The following is a 22,413-nucleotide window of genomic DNA, read 5'->3' as shown; positions in this document are numbered from 1 at the left end:
GACCGCACTGTTTCTTTTTTAACATTCTATTCCTGCTGACATATACTGATTCTGGAGGGATGAAATGCTGGCATTTTCTAAATATCATGGCTGCGGCAATGATTTTATTATTATCGAGGAATGGCATCAGGACTTATCAAGGCTTGCCCGAAAGCTATGTCATCGAACAACAGGCATTGGGGCGGATGGTTTGCTGGCAGTAACCCGCAAGCCATGTACGATGCGTATATTTAATAGTGATGGCAGCGAAGCGGCAATGTGCGGTAATGGTCTGCGCTGTTTTGTTAAATATTGTATTGATCAGGGAATGGCAGAAAGTGAAATCAGCAGTATCGAAACAAAGGCAGGTAAAATGAAGGTTATGGATATTAGCCATGATCCCTTTTCATGCACGATTGATCTGGGAAAACCAGACTGTAAAGCTTCATCGATGGCTATCGATACAACGGAGTCTACTTTTATGCATCAGAAGCTTTTTGTATCAGATCGGCTGCTGTCTCTCAGTTCAGTATTCATCGGTGCTGTCCACACCGTTTTATATATGGATGACATAGGTATTGCATCAATGGACAGTTTAGGTGCCCAGCTTTGCAGTCATCCGATTTTTAAAGATCGGACAAATGTTGATTTTGTGAGGGTGATGGACGAGCATACGATTGAACTAATTACTTATGAGCGGGGAGTCGGCATTACCGCGGCCTGCGGAACTGGGGCCTGTGCTTCAGCTTATATAGCGGTAAGAGATGGTAAATGCGTAAGTCCGGTTGCTGTCCTTTTACCCTATGGGAAACTGATTGTTGATGTGGGTGATACAATTCGGCTTAAGGGGCCGGCAGTAAAAATTGCACAAGGATACTGGCAGGAATATTAATGCTGATCTCTGACATAAACTGTATAGAGATGAGGTGTAGGCATATGCGGTTAGGAATTGTGGGTACTGGCAAGATGGGTAGTCTGCTGAAGCAGACATTGGAAAAACAAAATAATGAAAGTATCGCCGCGGTTCATCGTGGTTATGAGCTGCAAACGCTTAGTGAGCCGCCGGAACTGATCTTCGATTTTTCACATCCGGATAATCTGCAGGCATTACTTGAATATGCATTAAACCACCATGTCAAACTCGTATTAGGTACAACCAATTATACGCAGAAGCAGCAATTATCCATTCATGCCGCGGCTATGCAGATACCCATTATCCAGGAAGCGAATTTCTCATTGGGGATTGCAGTCTTGAAACAGGCCCTGAAGCAGATAACACCGATTCTGAATGAGGATTTTGATATAGAAATTATTGAAAAGCATCATAACCAAAAGGTTGACGCGCCTAGCGGTACAGCAAAACAGCTGGCGCAGATAATGAATCACATGCACCAATATAATGAACTATACGGACGGCGCGGTGAATGCGGTCAGCGCGGTAAAGAGATTGGAATCCATGCGATCCGCGGCGGTAACCTAGCTGGTGAACATACCATCTTGTATCTAGGTGAGGATGAAAGTCTGGAAATTACTCATAAAGCTGTAACTAAACAGATCTTTATTCATGGCGCCATCAAGGCGGCGGCTTTTTTATCGGATAAAGAAAAAGGATATTATACAATGGAGGATGTATTAAGCATGTGGGAGGAAGTTAATGGAACGAGCGGAAATCATCGATACGATTAGTAAAGGTAAGAAAACTACACCAGTAAAGGTCTATCTTAAATGTCGGACACAGCTGCCCTTTAAGCATTGTCATGTGTTTGGCAGTCAGGATCAGATTCTATTTGGTGATTATGAAGATATTAAACCAGTTTTAGACGCCTATCAGTCAGAAATTGAAGAGCTGGTTATTGAACCGTCAGCCCGCAATAGTGCTGTTGGATTATTGGATATCAAACATTTGGATGCGAGAATTGAACCGGGAGCCATTGTGCGTGAACATGTGACAATAGGGTCAAAGGCTGTCATCATGATGGGCGCGATTCTTAATATCGGTGCAACTGTCGGAGAAGCAACGATGATTGATATGGGGGCAATCATCGGCGGCTGTGTACAGATTGGCAAACGCTGTCATATTGGTGCCGGCGCGGTACTGGCCGGGGTGATTGAACCGCCTAATGCTGCCCCAGTAATTATTGAAGATGATGTACTGATTGGTGCCAACGCGGTAATTCTGGAAGGCATCCGCATCAAAAAGGGCGCTGTTGTGGGCGCCGGTGCTATTGTCACAAAAGATGTAGAAGCAAACTGTGTTGTAGTCGGCAATCCGGCCAGAGTGATTAAAATGAAATGTGAAGTAGAGGCCGATAAAACCAAAATCATCGACGCGCTGAGATAGTTTAGATTTGATAAAAGCAGCATAGCTGGCAACCCTAATAACGGAGGGATTTTATGCTGCTTAATCTTATGACTTATGTATTAATTCCAGCTTATACACTGCTTTTCATCAAAGGCAGTCATTTATTTGATTCAAATTTTTCTGTCCATGGAAATCTGCCAAGCAATCAGCTGGCATTTTTACTATGGGGAGTATTGGTAGGCATTTACTTCTATGTATTAATCAATCGTATTCTGATGCGTTTTCAAGAGGCCAGACTGGAAAGCATCTTGTTGAAAATTGCTATATTGCTGCTGTTTATGGCTGTCACAACCCCTTATCTGCCTGAACAATTTCCATTTCAATCAAAACTGCATATCGTTTTCGCTTTTCTGGCGTCACTCTTACTGCTTTTAATCCTATATCGCATTGTAGGAAGGGCATATCGGCAGCATCGAAGCGATTATAGAATCTATCTTTATAGTCTGCACTTTATTACGGCAATGTCATGCTTGTTTTTCCTTTTAGTCGGCATTGTCAGCACCGCCCTTGAGGTCTTTTTCTCACTCTCCTGTGTCGTATTAACGTGCAACCTGTATAAACAAATTAAAGAGCATAACGAAATTTACTAATTGATACTGATCCTGTGTTATAATCGACTTAGTATCCATGTGAATAACCGGTGAAAGGTAAAATCCTTATGAATGTCGAAAAAGTCTTCAAAAGCAAACATAAAAATGAAATTAAACAGCTCTATGAAGCTGCTTTTCCAAAGACAGAACGGATGCCGTTTCCATTGATGCTGATCATGTCTTGCCTGTGGCATACTGAATTTCTTGCTTACTATGATGAAGATGTACTATGCGGTATAGCCTACATGGCATCCCTGCGAAAACAAACATTTATCATGTTTTTGGCAGTTGATGAAAAGCTGCGGTCAAAAGGATACGGCAGCCAGATACTGAAAGAAATACAAGAGCGGGCAGCAGCCAATAAAGTCCTTGTCTCTATTGAACCTTGTGATGAATTAGCGGTTAATCGTGTGCAAAGAGAAAAACGCAAACAATTCTACTTACGCAATGGCTATGCGGAAACCGGTTATATGATGAAGCTATCAGGACAGATACAGGAAATTTTAATACAAAGCGGTGAGTTTAATAAACGTCAATTCATATTATTTTTTATGCTATACAGCTGCGGTACGGTCATACCAAAGATTTGGCAAAAAGAAAAAGGGTCGGTATAGTTTGATACCGATCCTTATTCACGTTCTTGAATCACTACATGCACAACATCACCAGCTTGTTTATTGATTTTAGCCCGAATATCTTTTCTTAAGCCAATAATGTGTCCTGGTGTTTTCATGCGGACAAGACTGCCAAGATACAGTTCACCATCAAAGGCTGCTTTTACCTTAACACGGCCTTTACCGAACTCTTCCTTTACATCATATGGGAACTCTATATAAGCGCCGTCAATACCGTCAACCTTGCGGATCACTGCGTCAAACTCATAGATATTTGGATTCATCATCAGTACCTCCTGATTACTATTTTAACCCAATAAACCAATTCTTGCACAGATCCGCACACAAAGATGATGAAAAGACTTAAATGTGAAAACTGAAAAATGCTGATTTTTGATCAAAGATCATTTTTTATTCAGGATATTTGGATAAAAAAAGCTGTTTCAAACTAAAAAATCGATTTTAAATTGCAAATTTGCCAAAAATTATTTACATAACGCTGATAATAAGCATTGTAAAAAAGTATTAAATACAGTAAAATAAATGTGGTAACCTGCTTTAAACAGGCTGTTTTTTTGGAAACAGTCATTTGTTTTTTTAAGCAGTGGAAGGAGACATTATGAAGGTACTGGTACTTGGTAAAGGCGGACGTGAACATGCTTTAGTTTATGCCTGCTCAAAAAGCAGACTGGTAGATAAGATTTATGCGGCGCCGGGGAATGTCGGCATGGAACCGCTGGCTGAACTCGTTGAACTTCGTGATGATGATGTAAAGGGTTTAACTGAATTCGCTAAAGAAAAACAGATTGATCTGACTATCGTTGGCCCTGAAAGCAGCTTATCGCTGGGTGTTGTAGATGCTTTTCAGGCTGAAGGACTTAAGATTTTCGGTCCGAGCAAGGATGCGGCACAGGTGGAAACAAGTAAGGATTTCGCTAAACGAATCATGAAAAAATATCATATTCCGACAGCTGCCTATCAGACCTTTGATAATTATGAAGATGCGCTGGCTTATGTTGAAGAAAAGGGCGCGCCGATTGTAATCAAGGAAGACGGCCTGAAAGCCGGTAAGGGTGTAACCGTTGCGGAAAGCTTAGAAGAGGCTGTTGAGGCATTAAAGATTGCGTTTGCGATTGAACATAACCGTGTGGTAATTGAAGAATGTCTGCGTGGCTTTGAATTCTCACTAATGAGCTTTGTATGCAATGATATCGTAATTCCAATGGAAATCGCTCAGGATCACAAATGTGCCTATGACGGCGACAAAGGCCCGAATACCGGCGGTATGGGTGTTTATTCACCAGTGAAAAAGATTACTCCTGATATTGTTGAGGAAGCGATGGAAAAAGTCATGAAACCTATGGCTAAAGCGATGGTTGAGGAAGGCCATCCATTCACTGGTTTCTTATATGGCGGCTTGATGCTGACTGATGATGGCGTCAAAACAATAGAATTTAATGCACGCTTTGGTGATCCGGAGGCGGAAGTCATCCTGCCAAGATTGGAAAGTGACTTTGTGGAAGTCATATTGAATGTTATGGCTGGTAAAACAATGACGCTTAAGTGGTCAGATAAGGTTCGCCTTGGTGTAGTGCTTGCCAGTACCAATTATCCGGCATCATCAACGCAAGATGCACTGATTGAAGGTGTTGAGGATGTTGATGGCCTAGTATTCCATATGGGTACTAAGATGAAGGATGGTAAATTGCTGACAGCTGGCGGCCGGGTGCTGCTGCTTACTGAGGAAGGGGCAACCCTTGAGGAAGCATATGATAAGGCTTATACTGAAATTAAGAAAATAAAGAGTGATAGCTTGTTCTATCGAAGTGATATTGGAAAGAAAGATATGGTGGACTAAATGATCGAACGTTATTCAAGAAAAAACATGCGTGATATTTGGAGTGAAGAAAGCAAATTCGCGGCATGGCTGAAGGTTGAAATTCTGGCATGTGAAGCATGGTCTGAGCTAGGTGAGATCCCTAAAGCGGATGTTGAGAAGCTGTGGGCAAATGCGAAGTTTGATATTGATCGGATCTATGAAATTGAACAGGAAACAAAGCATGATGTAGTAGCCTTTACCCGTTGTGTTTCAGAGTCATTGGGTGATGAGAAAAAATGGGTTCATTACGGCTTAACAAGCACCGATGTTGTTGATACAGCCTATGGATATTTATATAAACAGGCAAATGCAATCTTGCGTGAGGATTTAGAACGTTATATCAGTATTTTAAAGAAACAGGCATACCGTTATAAGGATACGGTGATGATTGGCCGTACCCATGGTGTTCATGCGGAGATTACGACTTTTGGTTTAGTTTTCGCGTTATGGTATGATGAGATGCAAAGAAATATGAAACGCTTTGAGGATGCGGCAGCAGGTGTCGAAGCCGGCAAAATCAGCGGCGCGGTTGGTACTTTCGCAAATACTCCACCTTTCGTGCAGGATTATGTATGTGATAAGCTGGGTATTCATTCAGCTAATATTTCAACACAGGTTTTACAGCGTGACCGTCATGCGGAATACTTTGCAACCTTGGCTTTAATAGCTGGTTCAATTGAAAAGATGGCGACTGAGATCCGTCACCTTCAGCGTACAGAAGTGCGTGAGGCTGAGGAACATTTCAATAAAGGACAGAAAGGTTCAAGTGCGATGCCGCATAAACGCAATCCTATCGGTTCTGAAAATATGTGCGGCTGTTCACGCGTCATGCGCGGTTATATGATGGCAGCTTATGAGGATGTGCCATTATGGCATGAACGTGATATTTCACATTCATCAGCGGAAAGAATTATCGCTCCTGATGCGACAGAACTGTTAGATTATATGCTGAACCGATTTGGTTCAATCCTTGAGAACTTGACGGTGTTTGAAGAGAATATGCGTGAGAATATCAATAAGACTTATGGCGTGATTTATTCACAGCGCTTTATGCTTAAGATGATTGAAAAAGGTTTCTCCAGGGAACAGGCTTATGATTTGGTGCAGCCAAACGCGATGAAGGCATGGGAAGAAAAGGTAAACTTTAAAGAATTGATGGAAAACAATGAACAGGTTACAGCAGTGCTGAGTCAGGAAGAAATCGATGACTGCTTCAATCCGGCTCATCATGTGAAGAATGTAGATGTTATCTTTAAACGTGTAGGTCTTTTATAATAGAGAGAAAAAGAGGCGAAACTATGTACAAGACAGATTTGGAAATTGCTCAGGAAGCAAAGCTGCTGAAGATTGATAAGGTTGCAGAGAAGATTGGTATTGAGGAAGATGATCTGGAGTATTATGGTAAATATAAAGCAAAGTTAAATCTTGATTTATTAAAAAAGAATCAGGATAAAAAAGACGGAAAGCTGATTTTGGTAACGGCAATTAATCCGACAAAGGCTGGCGAAGGTAAGTCAACGACAACGGTAGGCTTGGGTGATGGCTTGAATCGGTTAGGTAAGAAAACAGTAATTGCTCTTCGTGAACCTTCTTTGGGACCCGTGTTTGGTTTAAAGGGCGGTGCGGCCGGCGGCGGTTATGCTCAGGTAGTGCCAATGGAGGATTTGAATCTTCATTTTACCGGCGATATGCATGCAATCACAACGGCGAATAATCTGATCAGTGCATGTATTGATAATCATATCCATCAAGGGAATGAGCTGAATCTGGATATTGAGCGGATTACATGGAAACGCTGTCTGGATATGAATGATCGTACGCTGCGTCAAATCGAGGTAGGCTTGGGACCAAAGGCCAACGGTGTTGAGCGCAAAGATGGTTTCAATATTACGGTTGCTTCAGAAGTAATGGCGGTTTTATGTCTGTCTACTTCTTTAATGGATTTAAAAGAGCGGCTGTCTAATATGCTGATTGGATATAATTTAGAAGGGAAACCGGTTTTTGTAAAGGATCTGAAGATTGAGGGCGCACTGGCAATGATTATGAAGGATGCCATCAAGCCTAATCTGGTGCAGACGCTGGAAAACAATCCGGCGATTGTCCATGGCGGTCCTTTTGCGAATATTGCTCATGGCTGCAATTCGATCTTAGCGACAAAGCTGGCATTAAAGCTGGGTGATTATGTTGTGACAGAGGCAGGATTCGGTGCTGATTTAGGGGCCGAGAAGTTCTTGGATATCAAATGCAGGTTTGGTAATCTGAAACCAAGCGCGGTTGTTATTGTCGCAACGATTCGTGCATTGAAGCAGCATGGCGGTATTGAATTTGAGAATTTGAAAGAAGAAAATGTACAGGCGATGCTTGATGGCTGTGCGAATCTAGCGAAGCATATTGATACAGTGAAACAGTTTAAGCTTCCGTATATTGTTGCGATCAATGAATTTGCGACAGATACACAGGCAGAAGTTGAGGCACTGCAGGCATGGTGCCGCGAACAGGGGCATCCTATGTCATTATCTCAAGTTTGGGCTAAAGGCGGCGAGGGTGCACTGGATCTGGCGCAACAGCTTGTGGGCATCTGTGAACAAGAAAATGAATTTGCACCGCTGTATGATGTAAATGAATCCATTGAGGCGAAGATTGAACGCATTGCAAAGTGTGTTTATGGTGCTGATGGTGTTGATTTTACTGAAGAGGCGGCTGAACAGATTAAAATTTATAATGAGCTGGGTTGGAATAAAACACCAATTTGTATGGCTAAATGTCAGACATCGCTGACTGATAACGCGAAGATTTACGGAGCGCCTAAGGGCTTTAGAATCACGGTTCGCGAGCTGCGTCCATCAATTGGAGCGGGCTTCATTGTCGCTTTAACCGGTAATGTGATGACGATGCCGGGTCTGCCAAAACATCCAGCGGCATTGGATATGGATATTGATGAGGATGGCCATATTGTTGGCTTGTTCTAATTCATAGAAGGATACAAAAATTGAGACTATCTTTAGTTGTCGTAATCAGACAATGAGAGATAGTCTTTTTTTATTGTGTTTGGTTAAATTTTCATCATTCTTAATTAAATAGATACACCATTTATTTTTTATAAATGCATGTTCGATCATGCAAACATTGGAACAATATGAGAACTGTCTCATAAAGTATACTTTATGAGACAGTGCGTTTATGCTCATTATAGGTCGTTTTTTGTCATTTGTAAACATATTTTTGCGTTTTATCATCTTTTTTACTCATTTTATGGTCGTTTTCTGGCTGTCTTATAAAGTATACATTTTGAGACGGTGAGAATTAAGGGGTGTAAAATGAAATCTATTTATATCGAAACCTTTGGTCGTTTCGCTGTTTTTATCGACGGTCAGCCTTTGCTTTTTAAGAACCTTAAAGCAAAAGAACTCTTGGCCTATCTCATCGATAATGAAGGAGACTTTGTAAGCAACAAGGACATCATCACTACATTATGGAAGAACCGTATCAATGATGTGAGTCTTAAACGATCCTTCAGGTATACGCTGCGTCTGTTAAGAGACGCTTTTAACGCAGAAGGAATTGATGATCTATTTGATGTAGGTTATGGGGTAGTGAAGATCAATCGCAATCGCATAACCTGTGATTATTATGAATTTATAAAAGGAAACACAGAAGCCTATCCATACAAAGATGATTATATGTATGGCTATGAATGGGCAGAGTCAACCCGCAGAAGGATTGAGGAAAGACAAAGCCGAAGTAATAAGTAAAAATAGCTGAACATTAGACGGTTCAGATTTTTTGTGAGGAAAGAGGAAGGGAAATATGGCACAAAAGAAACAAGAAAGAAAAAGGCGAGAAAGGAGAAGAGAGAGATGTTAAAGGGAATGATGAAAGCGCTTAAATATGGAATGGCTCTATGTATGGCAGTGAGCTTATCAGCTTATATACCAGAAATAGGCATACAGGAAGTAAAGGCAACGGAAGTAACAGCCAGCGCAGAAGAGAAGTGGAGCGGAACCATAAGTGCAACACCGCCAAAAAATGATGGAAATACATATCATATTTATACTGGCGAGGAGCTTGCATGGGTTGCTCAACAGACACGTGAGGGTATCAGTTTCGAAGGCAAAACGATATTGCTGGAAGATGATATAAATTTAAATGGGCAGGAATGGATGCCCATAGGAACTGCAGATATCCCTTTTAAAGGTATATTTGATGGTGCAGGTAAGAACATCCATGGTTTAATGTCCAGTGGAAAAAAGGCCAATACACAATTAGCCTCATTATTTGGATACATTGATTCAGCAATTATAAAGGATTTCAAAATTATTGAGCCAGAGATATTCATTGATAAAAAAGTAAGTGATGATGCTGTATCTGCTGCAGTTATAGCAGCATATTCAAAAAATAGCCGCATTGAAAACCTTTGTGTTAAAAATGCATCAGTAACAAATAAAGCAATAAGCAGCTCAGCTAATTCAACAACAGCTGGTTTAATTGCACAAGCTGATAATACAATTGTTTCTAGTATTTCAGTATCAGGAACAATTTCTGGTTATGATCAGATTGGCGGTATATTTGGTCGAGTTGCAGATTCAACAATCCTTAATAGTTTTGTGAGTGGTGCAGTTATTGTATTGAATAATGGCTTGGCAACTGAATACGCTGATTCAGCAGCGGGTGGTTTAACTGGTTCCATTTATAATTCAAAAATTTTGAATTGCTATAGTCAAACAAATATACAAAGCAATGAAGAAAATTTTACATATAATTTAGGGTTATTAATTGGTCGAGCAGTTAAATTGCCCAATGATACTTATTTGCCTTCTTCAACCTTGGATAACGTATATGCAATTGGTGACATAGCAGCTGCATCTAAGTCTAATTTAGGCGGCTTGATTGGGCAAATAGATTCTGATTCATCGATTACTATTGGTTCAAGATTAAGTGTTTTTTGGCAGCGCAGCGATAATGGGTGGGTTAATGGCGATGCTACGATCTCAATTGAAAACCAAAAAGCTATAGGTCTTGGTGATAAAAGTAATGTGAATATTGATATACCAGGTAGTAATACGAGTGACTTGCAATCTACAATGATGGTAAATAATCTAAATGAAAATCGTAAGAAGTATCCTGATTACATCTTGAAAGATTGGCAATATCATATATCAGCTTTTGCTGATTTTGCGATTGATCCGGTTACAGGAATAGATTTATATCCTGTATATAAGGCAGAAGATGGAAGTTATGTATATTATTTGCATAGCAGTAAAGAAAACGAAATTAAGACATCGCTGTTCCCATATGATGCGTTTCGAACAGACAGCATCTCATGGGTTATTAAAAATGATGATGGCAGTGATAATACTACAGGAATTACAGTAAATAATGGTATTATAAATGGCAATCATGCAGCAGTTGGAACGACAGCTCAGTTAATTGTTACATGCGGTTCAATTAGTGAAACAGTAAAGCTTATAGTTATTAGTGATGATTCAGCAGATAAAATAAAAATCAATTACCCAGGAGAATTGCTAACAGGTAATTCAAAACTTTTAACTGTTACTGCGCATCCAACTTATGCTGATCGATCCAATATAAGATGGTATATAGATAATAATCCTGATGGCAAAGAAGAGCTTGTCAGTGAAAATCAAATAGCTGAAATTAATGAGATGACCGGCCTGCTTCTAGCCAAGGGACATGGCAAAGTTAAAGTTGTAGCTATTGCTGAAGGTACTTTGATCCGTGATGATTATTTGATTAATATTGAAGATACAGTATGGGATGGAATCTCCAGCAAACAGCCAGAATTAATATCTGGCGTGTATCATATTAGAACAGCTAGTGAATTGAAATGGATAGCTGATAGTACAAACAAAGGCAATACCTTTGAGAATCAATCAATTGTTTTAGATAAAAATATTGATTTAAATGGCAACAATAACATAAGCTGGATACCGATAGGCTCGCAGCCGGGTACTTATTTCGCAGGAAACTTCGATGGTCAAGGAAATACAATTAGTAATCTTTACATTGATGGCTCCAAGTATAGTGATCATGATAGTACACTATATGGTTTGTTTGGCTGGCTGAATAATGCATCCATCAGCAATCTAACATTAAATAATTCAGTAATCATCAATGGTACTTCTGATAGTTTTGCTGGAGCATTGGCAGGTCAAGCACAGGATTCTATTATTACCAATACTAGTTCAAAAAATGCTGCCATAGTATCTGAAGGACTAACTGGCGGGTTAATTGGCTATGCTCAATACAATACCATTATTGCTAATAGTACGACGCAAAATTTATCAGCCAAGGCTTCAACTGCAGGCGGATTAATCGGTAAAGCTATTGCATATAATGGCATGATAATTAACTCATACACGGAGGGAACAGTAACATTAATCAATAATGCTTCAACTGTAAATTTAGGAGGACTTGTCGGTATTATAGTGGGATCAGATAATGCTTCACTTCCTTCTACAGCAGAAACTGCATTTAAAATTTATAATTCTTATTCATCAATGAGAATTGAAAATAAAGAAATTACAAATCCGTCTAAACCAATATATGTAGGTGGTTTGATAGGATCTATCAATTCTTATATTGCTTTGAATAATGTATATGCAGATAATTCACTAACTAATGTATTTAATAGTAATCCACCAGGTGCAATTGGAGGTTATGCTTCCACTTCTTCGGTGTTTTATACAGAAATAACGAATGTATATTGGCATCTCGATGCTGTTTTCAATGATGCAAACGGCAGAATCAGTAAAGAAAACATGCGTGCGTTTGGAAGCGGACAAGATACTGTAATCAATGATACAACGCTGGGTAACAAGACAACAAAATTAAACAGTGAATTATTTAGAGCGGACTGCAGCATTGAAAATGCATTGGTTAATCAACTGAATTTAGGTAAACCATCAGTATCTAATTATCCAGCATTATCATGGAGCAATCAGGAAGGCAGTTCTCCTTATTTTTCTGACAGTGATACATATAAAGTAGTGTTGAAAGATACTTATCTTCAGCTTCATAAGAATGAAACAGCACAGCTTGAAACCCAGTTAATACCTTTTATAGCTGGTAAAAACATCGATATAAAGTTTTCTAAAATCAGTGGCAGCGATTCAATCAGTGTTAATGATAACGGTTTAGTGTCAATCAGTGGAAATGCAATTGCCCATCAAGGTGCCGTTATTGAAATGCAGGCATTTGAAAATAATCAGATGATTTCAAGTGATCAGGCTGAAATTATTGTACTTCCTGATGAAACTGCTGCAGAATCAATTATTATCCAGGATTCTGGGTTGATAAAAGCAGGCGATACAGTTCAGCTGAAAGCTGTAGTATTACCAACATCAGCAGAGCAAAATGTAAGATGGAGTGTTAAAACTGTGAGTGAGATTGCTTCAGTAAGCTCTTCAGGTCTGCTTACTGCCTATAAGGCAGGAGCAATTACTGTTCGTGCAGAAGCAGGTGGCATCATTGTAGAAAAGCTGATTACTATTCATTCAGGAAACATATGGGATGGCAGTATTGAAGAACCAGATAATGATGGAGTAAGGTATTATATTACAAAGCCGAGCGAATTAGCTTGGGTTGCTGATCAAACAAATGCTGGTTTATATCAAGGCTTTAAAAATAAAGAAATCCTATTGATGAATGATATAAATCTTGGCGGCCACAATTGGATACCAATTGGTAATCAATACAATCCATTTAGAGGCACATTTAATGGTAATGGAAAAACAATAAGTAATATGCTGATTAATGACAAAATATTTGCACAGCAAGATTTAGGTTTATTTGGTAATGCGTTTGGATCGGCTGATAATCCAGTTGTGATAAAAAACTTTAAATTTATCAATCCTGTAATTGATATTCAGCTTACTTTAAATTCAGCTACATACATGGGCTTATTATGTGGATCAATCGATACTTTTTCAGTCAGTGATGTCGTTATTAGTAATGGTAAGTTAATGATTGATGATTATCGAGAAGGAAATAGTACTGCAGCATTCCTTTTTGGACATGCTGGCTATGGTTTTACACTAATAAATATAGATGCTAAAAATATTGATCTTAAATATGTAACAAACAATCGGGGAATAAAACAAATCTCTGGTATTTCTCCGCATATTGTAATGCCAGACGGTATTACATATAATGTTGCATTAACCGGAAAAATCACTATTGATAACAGCAAAGGTTCAGCTTCTTTTATTACAGGTGGTTTTTACTCTAATACTAATATGGGTTCAACACTAGTAGAAATAAGTAATTCGTATTTCGATATTGATACTGATTTTTCGGAACCATTAACTTTTGATCCGATTGTAAGAAATACATCAAGAGTAACGTGTGATAATGTTTATATTCATAGTGAACATTTTGGTAAGCTAACCCCAGTTGAAGATTTAACGGGTGCAATAGAAATAGCTGATGATAAAATAATTGCTTCAGATAAGATAACAGATTCGCTTGTTAATTTGTTAAATGGACATATCATTAAGATGGATAATAAATACAACTATAATTCATGGTATACCTCAGGTAATGAACCTCCAGGTTTTGCTAGTCCTAATATCACAAGTATTACTGTGAATCCAACCTCTAAAGTGGTTGTACCAGGTGAAACATTGCAATTAGAAAAAGTGATTGTACCTTTTACAGCTCAGGATGTCAAAGTTACATACACGAGCAGTCACCCTGATGTCACGGTTGATAATAACGGGTTAGTAAAAGTTAAGGACACTGCGGTGCCTACATTTGCCGCCGTGATAACAATGACACCATCAGATAATCGATATCCTAAATCTACCTGCCTTTTGATGGTAACACCTAAACCTTTAGATATTAGTGAGATTCAGCTTGAAGCTTTGGATACTGTTTATGTGAACAGTATAGAAAAAGTAAATGCTTATCTAAAACCGGGTGATGCTGATGCTTCATTACTGAATTGGAGTTTAATTAATGATGAAAATACAAATGCTTCAATATCTTCTAAAGGTACTTTATTAACAGGAGATAACAGCGGTACTGTCACAGTCAGAGCATCATCATCAATTAATCCAGAAATTTATGATGAAGTAATTATTCAAATAAAGGATAAAAATATCTCAGACGCATGGGATGGCTCAGTAGAAATGGTAACACCTGTTGAAAATGTAATTCATATCCAAAGACCATCTCAGCTTGCTTATATTGCTAATCAGGTTAATGCAAATTTAAATCACTATGATGGTATTGAAGTTATTTTAGATAATGATTTAGATTTTGGCGGTCGAAATTGGACACCTATCGCTTATGATTCTGATTATTATTTTGGCGGTAATTTCAATGGTAATGGAAAAACGATCAATAACTTTTTGATTTCAAATCTTGAATATAGATTAGTTGGATTATTTGGTAGAATGAAAAATTCTGTAATTCATGATTTAACCTTTGAATCCCCAATAATTAGAGGAAGCACGACAAAAGCGAATAATATTGCAATAGTAACAGGAGTAGGTGAGGCGGTTGAGTTCCGCAACATTAGTATAAATAATCCATTATTAGATATCGACGATTCAGTAGCCGTTAATAATCAAACTGCAGTATTAATTGCAGGATGTGGAATGAATGAAGGATCAACGATTATTAATGTAGACGTCAATAATATGATAATTAACTATCGCACTCATTCCAGCGGAGTAAAGCAAATTTCAGGTTTAGCTTCAAATGTACCAGATGCTTTACGACTTATTGTAAATTCATCGGTAACTGGCAAAATCAATGTAGTGAATGCAGGTGGTTCCGCAACAGCAATGATTAGTGGATTAATTGCTAATGAAAGTTTCCATTCTACATCACAAAATTTATTTAACTGTTATACAGATATCACCATACAAACTAATATTTCGGCATATATTGGTTCAATAATCGGACGAATTGCTACTAGCCGCAGTGACTATATTCTCAATAAAAATGTATTTGCACACTTTGATTATACTTATCCAACCTATGGAAGTTATTGGACTGTGGTTGAACACACTTCTCCAGGTGTTTTCAGACAAGAAAATGTATTTTTTAATGGAACTATAAATGGGGCAGAGGTAGAGTCAACAGATAGAAAGGATGAAATTCATGCAGACTTTGCACAAGCAACAGCTCCAATATCTGATCCTTCATCAGTTGTACGGCAATTAAATGAAGGTATAAAAGAACTCCCCGAACTTGATGGTATTACTTATCGCACATGGCGTCTAAATGGTCTTTATCCTGAGTTAGGTGATCCGTCAACAGTGACGCTGAATCAAAATTCAATAACTATGAAGAGCGGAGAAACGACATCGTTATCTGCAAGAGTGAATCCAATAAGTATGGGTACTGATTTATATTGGGAATCAGAAAATACAACTATCGCAGCAGTCGATCAATCAGGGAAAATTACGGGTAAAACACCAGGCACTACTATCATAAAAGCTATGTCCAAAGACGGTCAGATTGCTGTGTGCAAGGTTAAGGTAGAAGCAGTAACTACAAGCATCATTTTAATGATTGAAGGTGAAGACAAGGATACTGAATTATGCGTTAATGACAATCGTACAATAACTGCAGAAATGCAGCCTATTGATGAACAGCTAACGTGGATTAGCAGCAATCCTGAAGTCTTGAGTATTATTGAGGATTCAGAAAATAACAAACATATTGAAATTTATGCATTAAGGCATGGACAGGCAACAATTACTGCTGAGTCTGAATCTAAAGTTGTAGCAAGTATCGATTTCATAGTTAATAATCCGGTTACCGAACTAAAGATAATAGGCAGCCATGTTATGGATCTAAGTCATACTGAGCAAATACTAGAAGCTAAGATGAATGACGATGCGACAATTAAGGATATAAGGTGGTCAATTCAGAAAAAAGTGAATGATGAATTAGTTGAAACAAATGGAGCCCTTATTGATCAAAATGGTAAGGTAACAATTGTAGATACAGCATTTGATGTTTATTATGTTGTAACAGCAGAGGCATTAGATGGCAGCGGAATTAAAACACAATTTGAAATTCATGTCATAGAAGCCACAATTGATAATCTGCAAATCATATTACCTGAAGGTAAAACTTTCTTAAGCGGTGAGATCGGTAAATCTGTTGAACTTCATACAAAAATAGAACCGGCTTCAGTTAGTGAAGAAGAAGCTGAACTTATTTATACTAGTTCTATGCCATCTATATTTATAATCGATAAGGATTTGGATAATAAGCCAATTGTTAAGATAAGTCAACAGGCTAAATTAGGTGATACAGCACAAATTACAGTTACTTCACCATTAGGCAATGAAATAATGGATACCGTTTGGATCATGATTGAATGGACAAAAGTTGAGAGTTTAGAAATTATTGATCGTGATACAGGAAAACCATTACCAATAGATAATTTTTATTCACTTGGCAAGGGTACAACATTAAAACTAAAGGCAGAACCAACACCATTATCTGCTGCGAATCCTAGCGTAGTTTGGTCGGTTCAAAATCTGGATACTGTATCAGATCCATTAGCGGTTATAGATGAAAACGGTTATTTAACAGCACTTAAACCAGGTAAAGTTAAGGTAACTGCAACTAGTAAAGAAGATGGTTCAATTAAAGCAGAGGCAGATATCGATATTATCGAAATATATCCAGAAAAGATATACGCTAATGAAGGAAATCAAATTAGCGTTAATGTTGGAATGTCTAGTCTTCAATTGAATATTGGATTTGAACCAGAATCAACAACGAATCGTGGTTTGCACTTCACTTCTAGTGATGAAAGTATAGCAACAGTTGATTCATCAGGCAAACTGACATTTAAGGGGAAAATTGGTGAAACAATTATTACTGTAACACCCGAAATAAATGAACTAAGCGGCTATCAAGCAGATCCTTTAATCATTGAAGTACAGGTTACAGATAAAAAGATTTATGTTACAGAAATAAATGGTATCCGTACAGCAGCTGGCGCAATCCTTAAGGGTATAAAAGAAGATGGCAGTGCCATTGAAGGTATGGCTGTCACCGCTAAAGATCAGCTGCAATTATCAGCAATATATGAACCGGGAAATGCTACGGTTTCAGCTAGCGAATTTCTATGGTCGTTAAATAATGCTGATGCTGAAGATGAAGATGTACATGCAGAAATTACAGCCACGGGAAGCTTCAAAGCACTTAGTTCAGGTGATGTTATTCTCACAGTTAAAATTAAAGGTGAAAATAATAAAGATATTGAATATAAGCAAAAAATTCATATCGAAGAGCCAACAGCTCAAAGTATATCTTTTAGTAAATCAGCACTTATTTTAAAACCAGGAACGGATAATGCACAAATTAAGGCGATTGTAGACCCTTCAGACAGAGTTTCACAAAAGGTTAAATGGTCAAGTAATGATACAAGCGTAACTTTCCTAAATGCTTCAGGACAGACAATAAGCAATGATGAGTATATTGAAGGAATGGTATACATTAAGGTAGGAAATGAAGCTACAGCAGGAAAACAAATTATTATAACCGCAGAATCTATGGCTGTTAATGCGCAAGGTATTCATTGTACTGCCCAGCTTTCAGGAACAATAGCCTACATTGAGCCGAAATTGATTAGTTTAGCAGAAACATCATCTTTAATAGCGGGCCAAAGTAAAGAACTGAGTGCAGTCGTCTGGGGAGAAACAATTAATGGGGTCCGTTTAAAAGCTACTGATCAGCGTATAAAGTGGGAAAGCAGTGATCCATCTATCATAGCAATTAATGAAGCAGGTTTAATGACTGCTTTAAAGGCAGGAACAGCAGTTATAACAGCAATCAGTACTGCTGATGAAAGAATTAAGAAAACATGTACCGTTACCTCTACATCAGCAGATTTGACACAAATAATATTAGATCAAAGTGAAGTATTATTGGTGAAGGGTGAACAGATAGAGGTAACAGCAAGCGGAAATGCAGGCAGTCAGCTTGAGAATCCAACTTGGACGCTTAGTAATTCTTCAATTTTATCAATAGAAGAAAATGGTAATCAAGTCACATTAACAGCTTTAAAAAGCGGTAGCACAATATTAAAAGCAGAGAAAAACGGTGTTTATGCTGAATGTGTTATCAGGGTAGTCCTGGATGAAGTACTAGTAGAAAGCATTTTATTACATGGTCCAGAAACTTCATTGGAACCTGGCAACGAAGCATTGATAACTGCAGAAGTGATTGGGGTTGATGGAAAAGATGCTAGTAATAAAATCTTACGTTGGACTAGTTCAGACCCAGATAGTGTCAGAATCATGGAAGAAGAAGCTTCCATCGGCAGAATCAAAGTTATAAAAAAAGGCGGAAATGTCAAAATAACAGCTGCTGCATGTGATGGTTCCGATGTAGTTTCAGAAATTATTATATCGACTAAGGATGCCAGCGCTCAGAACATAACACTTGATAAAAAAGTAATAACTTTAGGTTCTAAAGACACGACAGGTGTTGAATTAAATGCCAGTATTCTACCAAGCGATCTTCAGAATAAAGAAGTTCAGTGGAAGCTTAGCAAAACAGGAATTGTGACTTATGAAACTATTGGCGGCGATTTGACAAAAATCAGAATTAAGCCAGTATCAGGTGTTGTGCCAGGTGAAAGTGTGATTGTTACAGCATCTATTAATGGTAAAGAAGCACAATGTGTAATTTTAATTTCAGAAATTAAAATTGAATCAGTACAAATTGCACAATCCTCCATAGAATTAATAGAAGGATACAGTGCATTATTACCAGTAAAGGTTCTTCCTGATAATACTTCAAACACAGAATTGATCTGGGAAATATATGATCAGTCTTTAACAAAATTTAAGGAATTAAGTGAGAGTGATGGTGTCGAGATTGTTAAAACAAGTTCAGGATATACCTTACAAGCAAAAAAATTGCTAAACGGTAATTCTGAAACTTACCGTTTGAGGGCAAAGGCAAAGGCAGATAGTTCAATTATAAGTAATGAATTAAATGTAACTGTGAAGAAAGGGACATTAACTTCACTTAAGATTGTAGGCGGGAAAGTTTTAGTAAAAAACAGCAGTACAACTAGCAGCATACAATTAAGCGTAATGCCTACTCCTTTAGATGCAATGACGGGTAAACTTACTTGGCAGGTGATCAGAGAGTTTGATTCAAATAATCAAGAAATTATCAGTACAACTGACGGTGATGGCAATGAAATTATCCGTGATAATATTATAAAGATAGATGATACAGGCAAAATTACAGCTGTAGCTGTAGGTACAGCAGAAGTTCAAGTAATAGCAGCCAATGGTATTAGTGATACAATAACAATTTCTGTGCTAGAGACAATACAAGAAGTTCCTGAGCCAGTGGCAGTAACTGAAATTGAAGTAATCAACATTCCAGAGACTCTTACTATGGGTGAGATAGCTTTGGGTAAGGTTAAGTTTTATGATACTTCTCATAATGAAATTACTCCATTAAATACAGAAATAAGATGGCAAAGTGATAATGAAGCAGTTTTAAAGGTAGATCAAGTAACGGGTATAGTTACTGCAGTATCAGCTGGCACTGCAAATTTACATGCGATCAGCAATCATACAATTATTATTCATGATGATGAATTAGATCAAGATATAGCTTCAGCCGTAAAAGCAACGTTTGCAGTTACAGTAAAGGAACCAAATGGTCTTGTTAAATCATTAGAAATTTCACCATCTTCCACAGAACTAAGCTTTAGAAAAAGTCAGGTACTGAATGCTACAGCTGTTTATACTGGCGATATAAATGATTTAACCTTTACTTGGTCAAGCACTGATGAAACAATTGCGACTGTTACTCAAAATCAAAATGATCCATTAAAAGCGGTAGTCAATACATTTGATAAAGCAGGTACAGCTCTGATAATTCTTAACATTAATGGTGTGAATGCTTTTGTTAATATTAAGGTGAGTGCAGAAGCAAAAACACCCGTCACTGATATTACAGTCAGAGATGAAGAGGGTAATGATATAGGATCAAGACTCGAGTTATATGCTGGCTCAGCTAAGAAAATAGTTGCAGCAGCAGATTCAGCAGCATCTAATCCAACTTTAAGCTTGATAAGTGATAATGAAGCAGTGGCTACTATTGATGAAGATGGAATAATAAGCGCATTAGCACAGGGCTTAGCGGTTATCACTATAAGACCTGTAGATTCTTCAAGTTCTGTTACTAAAACAATTGTAGTTAATGTTTTAAATATTCCGGAATATGAACTTAATTTAAGCCAAGAAAACATACAATTGGAAAGCGGCATGAGTGGAAACTTGCAAGTTCAGCTGCATCCATTGATTACAGAAGGACAAAATGTGCAATATACATGGTCTTTGTATGATTCAAAGGGTAATAGTTATGATGGAGATAAATTAAGGTTTACAACTGATACTGTGGATCAGTCAAAAATACAACTGAAAGCGGGTGTTATTGATAGCGATGAAGATTTTACGTTAAAAGTAAAAGCTGACATCAGCGGAGATGGCATAGATGGTATAAAAACGATTGAAAGCATTTGTCTTGTAAAAGTATTAAAAGCTGTCCAAGAAGTTACAGCAATTAATATTAAGGGTGATTCAGTACTTGTTGATGAAGATAATAATAAATCAATAATACTTTATCTAATAGAAGGTAAAGATCAAGCAACTTTAAATACTGAACTTGAAGTAAACGGACTCGGTAATCCATATCTAAACTGGACAAGCGTACCATCCGATCTGCTTACAATACAACAGCATGAAGCAGGTGTTGTATTGACTGCAAAACGCAGTGGCAATGCAGCAATAAATGTAAAAGCAGTAAAAGGTATTGGTGAAGACAGCATTCATGTTGAAATCCGCAATGTTTCTGTTATTACTTTGGATGCAGAAATTGTAAAGAGCAATATTGAAATTGGTGAAGAAACACAAATTAACTGTACGCTTGAAACAGACCCGTTGGATCAATCAGCAATAGAGGCTGATAAACTGAGGTTTACTTCAAGCAATGAGAAAGTTGCAGTTGTTGACAATACTGGTAAAGTCAGCGGCATAAGTGAAGGAATCGCAATGATTACTGTTATGTCAGAAACAGATCCAAGTAAATATAAAGTCTTTATGGTCAATGTCAGCAAGCAAATTCCTACACCAATATTAATGGAAAAGTTTATACTCACAGATAAAAATAATAATACTTATATAGGAAATATTGATAATGATAATCATACGATAACTGTTTTACTGCCAACTTTTGTTAGCAAAGCATCACTGATAGCTGAATTCAGTTTAAGTCAGAAAGGAACTGAAGTAAACGATGCGGAAGTGAGAGTCGGAGATGTTATTCAAATAAGTAAGGAAACGGTTAATAACTTTACAAACTCACTTACATACAGCATTATTGATTCAAAAAATGTTGAAAATGTTACAACTTATACAGTTTGGGCATTAAATGAAAGTGTTCCTGAAGAAGATGCCAGAATTACTGAGTTTAAAATTATAGATGGTGATAATGATTATCTTGGCATCATTAATGATGAATCATATGAAATTTCAATTATGTTGCCTGAGACAGTGAATTTAACAAAGATAACGCCTATTTTCACAGTTAGTAATGAAATAGCAGTAACTGCACAGAATCAGGTACAGATAAGTGGGAAGACGCAAGTTGATTTTAGTACAGGTCAGGTTGTGTATATGCTTTCCGGTAAAAATGGTCATATTGTAAGCTACACGGTGAAGGTAGATACCGGCCCTGAGCTGACAAGCATCAAACTGAAACAGGGAGAAAACAGTCTGGAAGGACAATGGGATATCGAACGGGAATGCTATGTGTTTACCGTTCCAGCCCTTGTTCAGATCGATTATGATCAGCCATTCATTCTGGAATGGACTCCGGATACTCTGACTCACAGCGGTTCATTGAAGCTGAACCTGAATGAAATGCAGAGCGTTCAGTTCATCTATGCGGATCAGTTCACACGGACGG

The 22,413-nt window shown here is 37.9% G+C and carries 11 protein-coding genes; 10 read left to right on the top strand and 1 reads right to left on the bottom strand.

Annotated features, from left to right (window positions below; all coding sequences use genetic code 11):
* The first annotated feature begins 64 nt into the window (after nucleotides 1–64).
* From dapF to DAHG_RS20010, 5 genes are all read left to right on the top strand, one after another.
* A complete protein-coding gene (gene dapF / locus DAHG_RS15895; protein WP_022939337.1) occupies nucleotides 65–871 on the top strand; it encodes a diaminopimelate epimerase in 807 nt (268 codons plus the stop codon).
* 44 nt (nucleotides 872–915) lie between these two features.
* On the top strand, nucleotides 916–1,665 hold the full coding sequence (gene dapB, locus DAHG_RS15890; RefSeq protein ID WP_022939336.1) for a 4-hydroxy-tetrahydrodipicolinate reductase: 750 nt from the start codon (nucleotides 916–918) through the stop codon (nucleotides 1,663–1,665).
* Complete coding sequence (gene dapD, locus DAHG_RS15885) at nucleotides 1,634–2,320, top strand: 2,3,4,5-tetrahydropyridine-2,6-dicarboxylate N-acetyltransferase (protein ID WP_022939335.1); 687 nt, start codon at nucleotides 1,634–1,636, stop codon at nucleotides 2,318–2,320. The genes dapB and dapD overlap by 32 nt, the downstream gene beginning before the upstream one ends.
* Before the next feature lie 53 nt (nucleotides 2,321–2,373).
* Nucleotides 2,374–2,931 (top strand): hypothetical protein, encoded by a 558-nt coding sequence (locus DAHG_RS15880; protein WP_022939334.1) that lies wholly within the window; start codon nucleotides 2,374–2,376, stop codon nucleotides 2,929–2,931.
* A gap of 68 nt (nucleotides 2,932–2,999) precedes the next feature.
* Nucleotides 3,000–3,545 carry a GNAT family N-acetyltransferase gene (locus tag DAHG_RS20010; protein ID WP_022939333.1) on the top strand — a complete coding sequence of 182 codons (546 nt, stop codon included), beginning with the start codon at nucleotides 3,000–3,002 and terminating at the stop codon, nucleotides 3,543–3,545.
* Between the two features lie 14 nt (nucleotides 3,546–3,559).
* On the opposite strand, the gene DAHG_RS15870 is transcribed toward DAHG_RS20010, so the two are convergent.
* Entirely contained in the window at nucleotides 3,560–3,829 is a 270-nt protein-coding gene (locus DAHG_RS15870) for a DUF1905 domain-containing protein (protein WP_022939332.1), read from the bottom strand.
* Nucleotides 3,830–4,164: 335 nt separating this feature from the next.
* On the opposite strand from DAHG_RS15870, the gene purD reads away from it, so the two are divergent.
* The 5 genes from purD to DAHG_RS20000 all read left to right on the top strand — a co-directional run.
* Nucleotides 4,165–5,403 carry a phosphoribosylamine--glycine ligase gene (purD, locus tag DAHG_RS15865; RefSeq protein WP_022939331.1) on the top strand — a complete coding sequence of 413 codons (1,239 nt, stop codon included), beginning with the start codon at nucleotides 4,165–4,167 and terminating at the stop codon, nucleotides 5,401–5,403.
* The gene (gene purB, locus DAHG_RS15860) at nucleotides 5,404–6,699 is read left to right on the top strand and encodes an adenylosuccinate lyase (RefSeq protein WP_022939330.1); all 1,296 of its coding nucleotides are present in this window, start codon (nucleotides 5,404–5,406) and stop codon (nucleotides 6,697–6,699) included. It abuts the gene before it with no gap.
* Nucleotides 6,700–6,722: 23 nt separating this feature from the next.
* On the top strand, nucleotides 6,723–8,393 hold the full coding sequence (locus tag DAHG_RS15855) for a formate--tetrahydrofolate ligase (RefSeq protein WP_022939329.1): 1,671 nt from the start codon (nucleotides 6,723–6,725) through the stop codon (nucleotides 8,391–8,393).
* Nucleotides 8,394–8,741: 348 nt separating this feature from the next.
* Nucleotides 8,742–9,176, top strand: coding sequence for a hypothetical protein (locus DAHG_RS20005; RefSeq protein ID WP_022939328.1), 435 nt, complete (start codon nucleotides 8,742–8,744; stop codon nucleotides 9,174–9,176).
* Between the two features lie 105 nt (nucleotides 9,177–9,281).
* Nucleotides 9,282–22,413 (top strand): Ig-like domain-containing protein (locus DAHG_RS20000; protein WP_034457441.1); only part of this gene is annotated, 13,132 nt, incomplete at its 3' end.

Origin of the sequence: Dielma fastidiosa (assembly GCF_000313565.1) — a bacterium.
GTDB classification, from domain to species: domain Bacteria; phylum Bacillota_I; class Bacilli_A; order Erysipelotrichales; family Erysipelotrichaceae; genus Dielma; species Dielma fastidiosa.
Note: the sequence above shows the minus strand (reverse complement) of the source record. Positions and strands in the feature narration are given on the sequence as shown.

Coding starts and splice junctions, on each gene's coding strand:
- dapF (WP_022939337.1), top strand. CDS start 65: ATGCTGGCATTTTCTAAATATCATGGCTGCGGCAATGATTTTATTATT.
- dapB (WP_022939336.1), top strand. CDS start 916: ATGCGGTTAGGAATTGTGGGTACTGGCAAGATGGGTAGTCTGCTGAAG.
- dapD (WP_022939335.1), top strand. CDS start 1,634: ATGGAACGAGCGGAAATCATCGATACGATTAGTAAAGGTAAGAAAACT.
- DAHG_RS15880 (WP_022939334.1), top strand. CDS start 2,374: ATGCTGCTTAATCTTATGACTTATGTATTAATTCCAGCTTATACACTG.
- DAHG_RS20010 (WP_022939333.1), top strand. CDS start 3,000: ATGAATGTCGAAAAAGTCTTCAAAAGCAAACATAAAAATGAAATTAAA.
- DAHG_RS15870 (WP_022939332.1), bottom strand. CDS start 3,829: ATGAATCCAAATATCTATGAGTTTGACGCAGTGATCCGCAAGGTTGAC.
- purD (WP_022939331.1), top strand. CDS start 4,165: ATGAAGGTACTGGTACTTGGTAAAGGCGGACGTGAACATGCTTTAGTT.
- purB (WP_022939330.1), top strand. CDS start 5,404: ATGATCGAACGTTATTCAAGAAAAAACATGCGTGATATTTGGAGTGAA.
- DAHG_RS15855 (WP_022939329.1), top strand. CDS start 6,723: ATGTACAAGACAGATTTGGAAATTGCTCAGGAAGCAAAGCTGCTGAAG.
- DAHG_RS20005 (WP_022939328.1), top strand. CDS start 8,742: ATGAAATCTATTTATATCGAAACCTTTGGTCGTTTCGCTGTTTTTATC.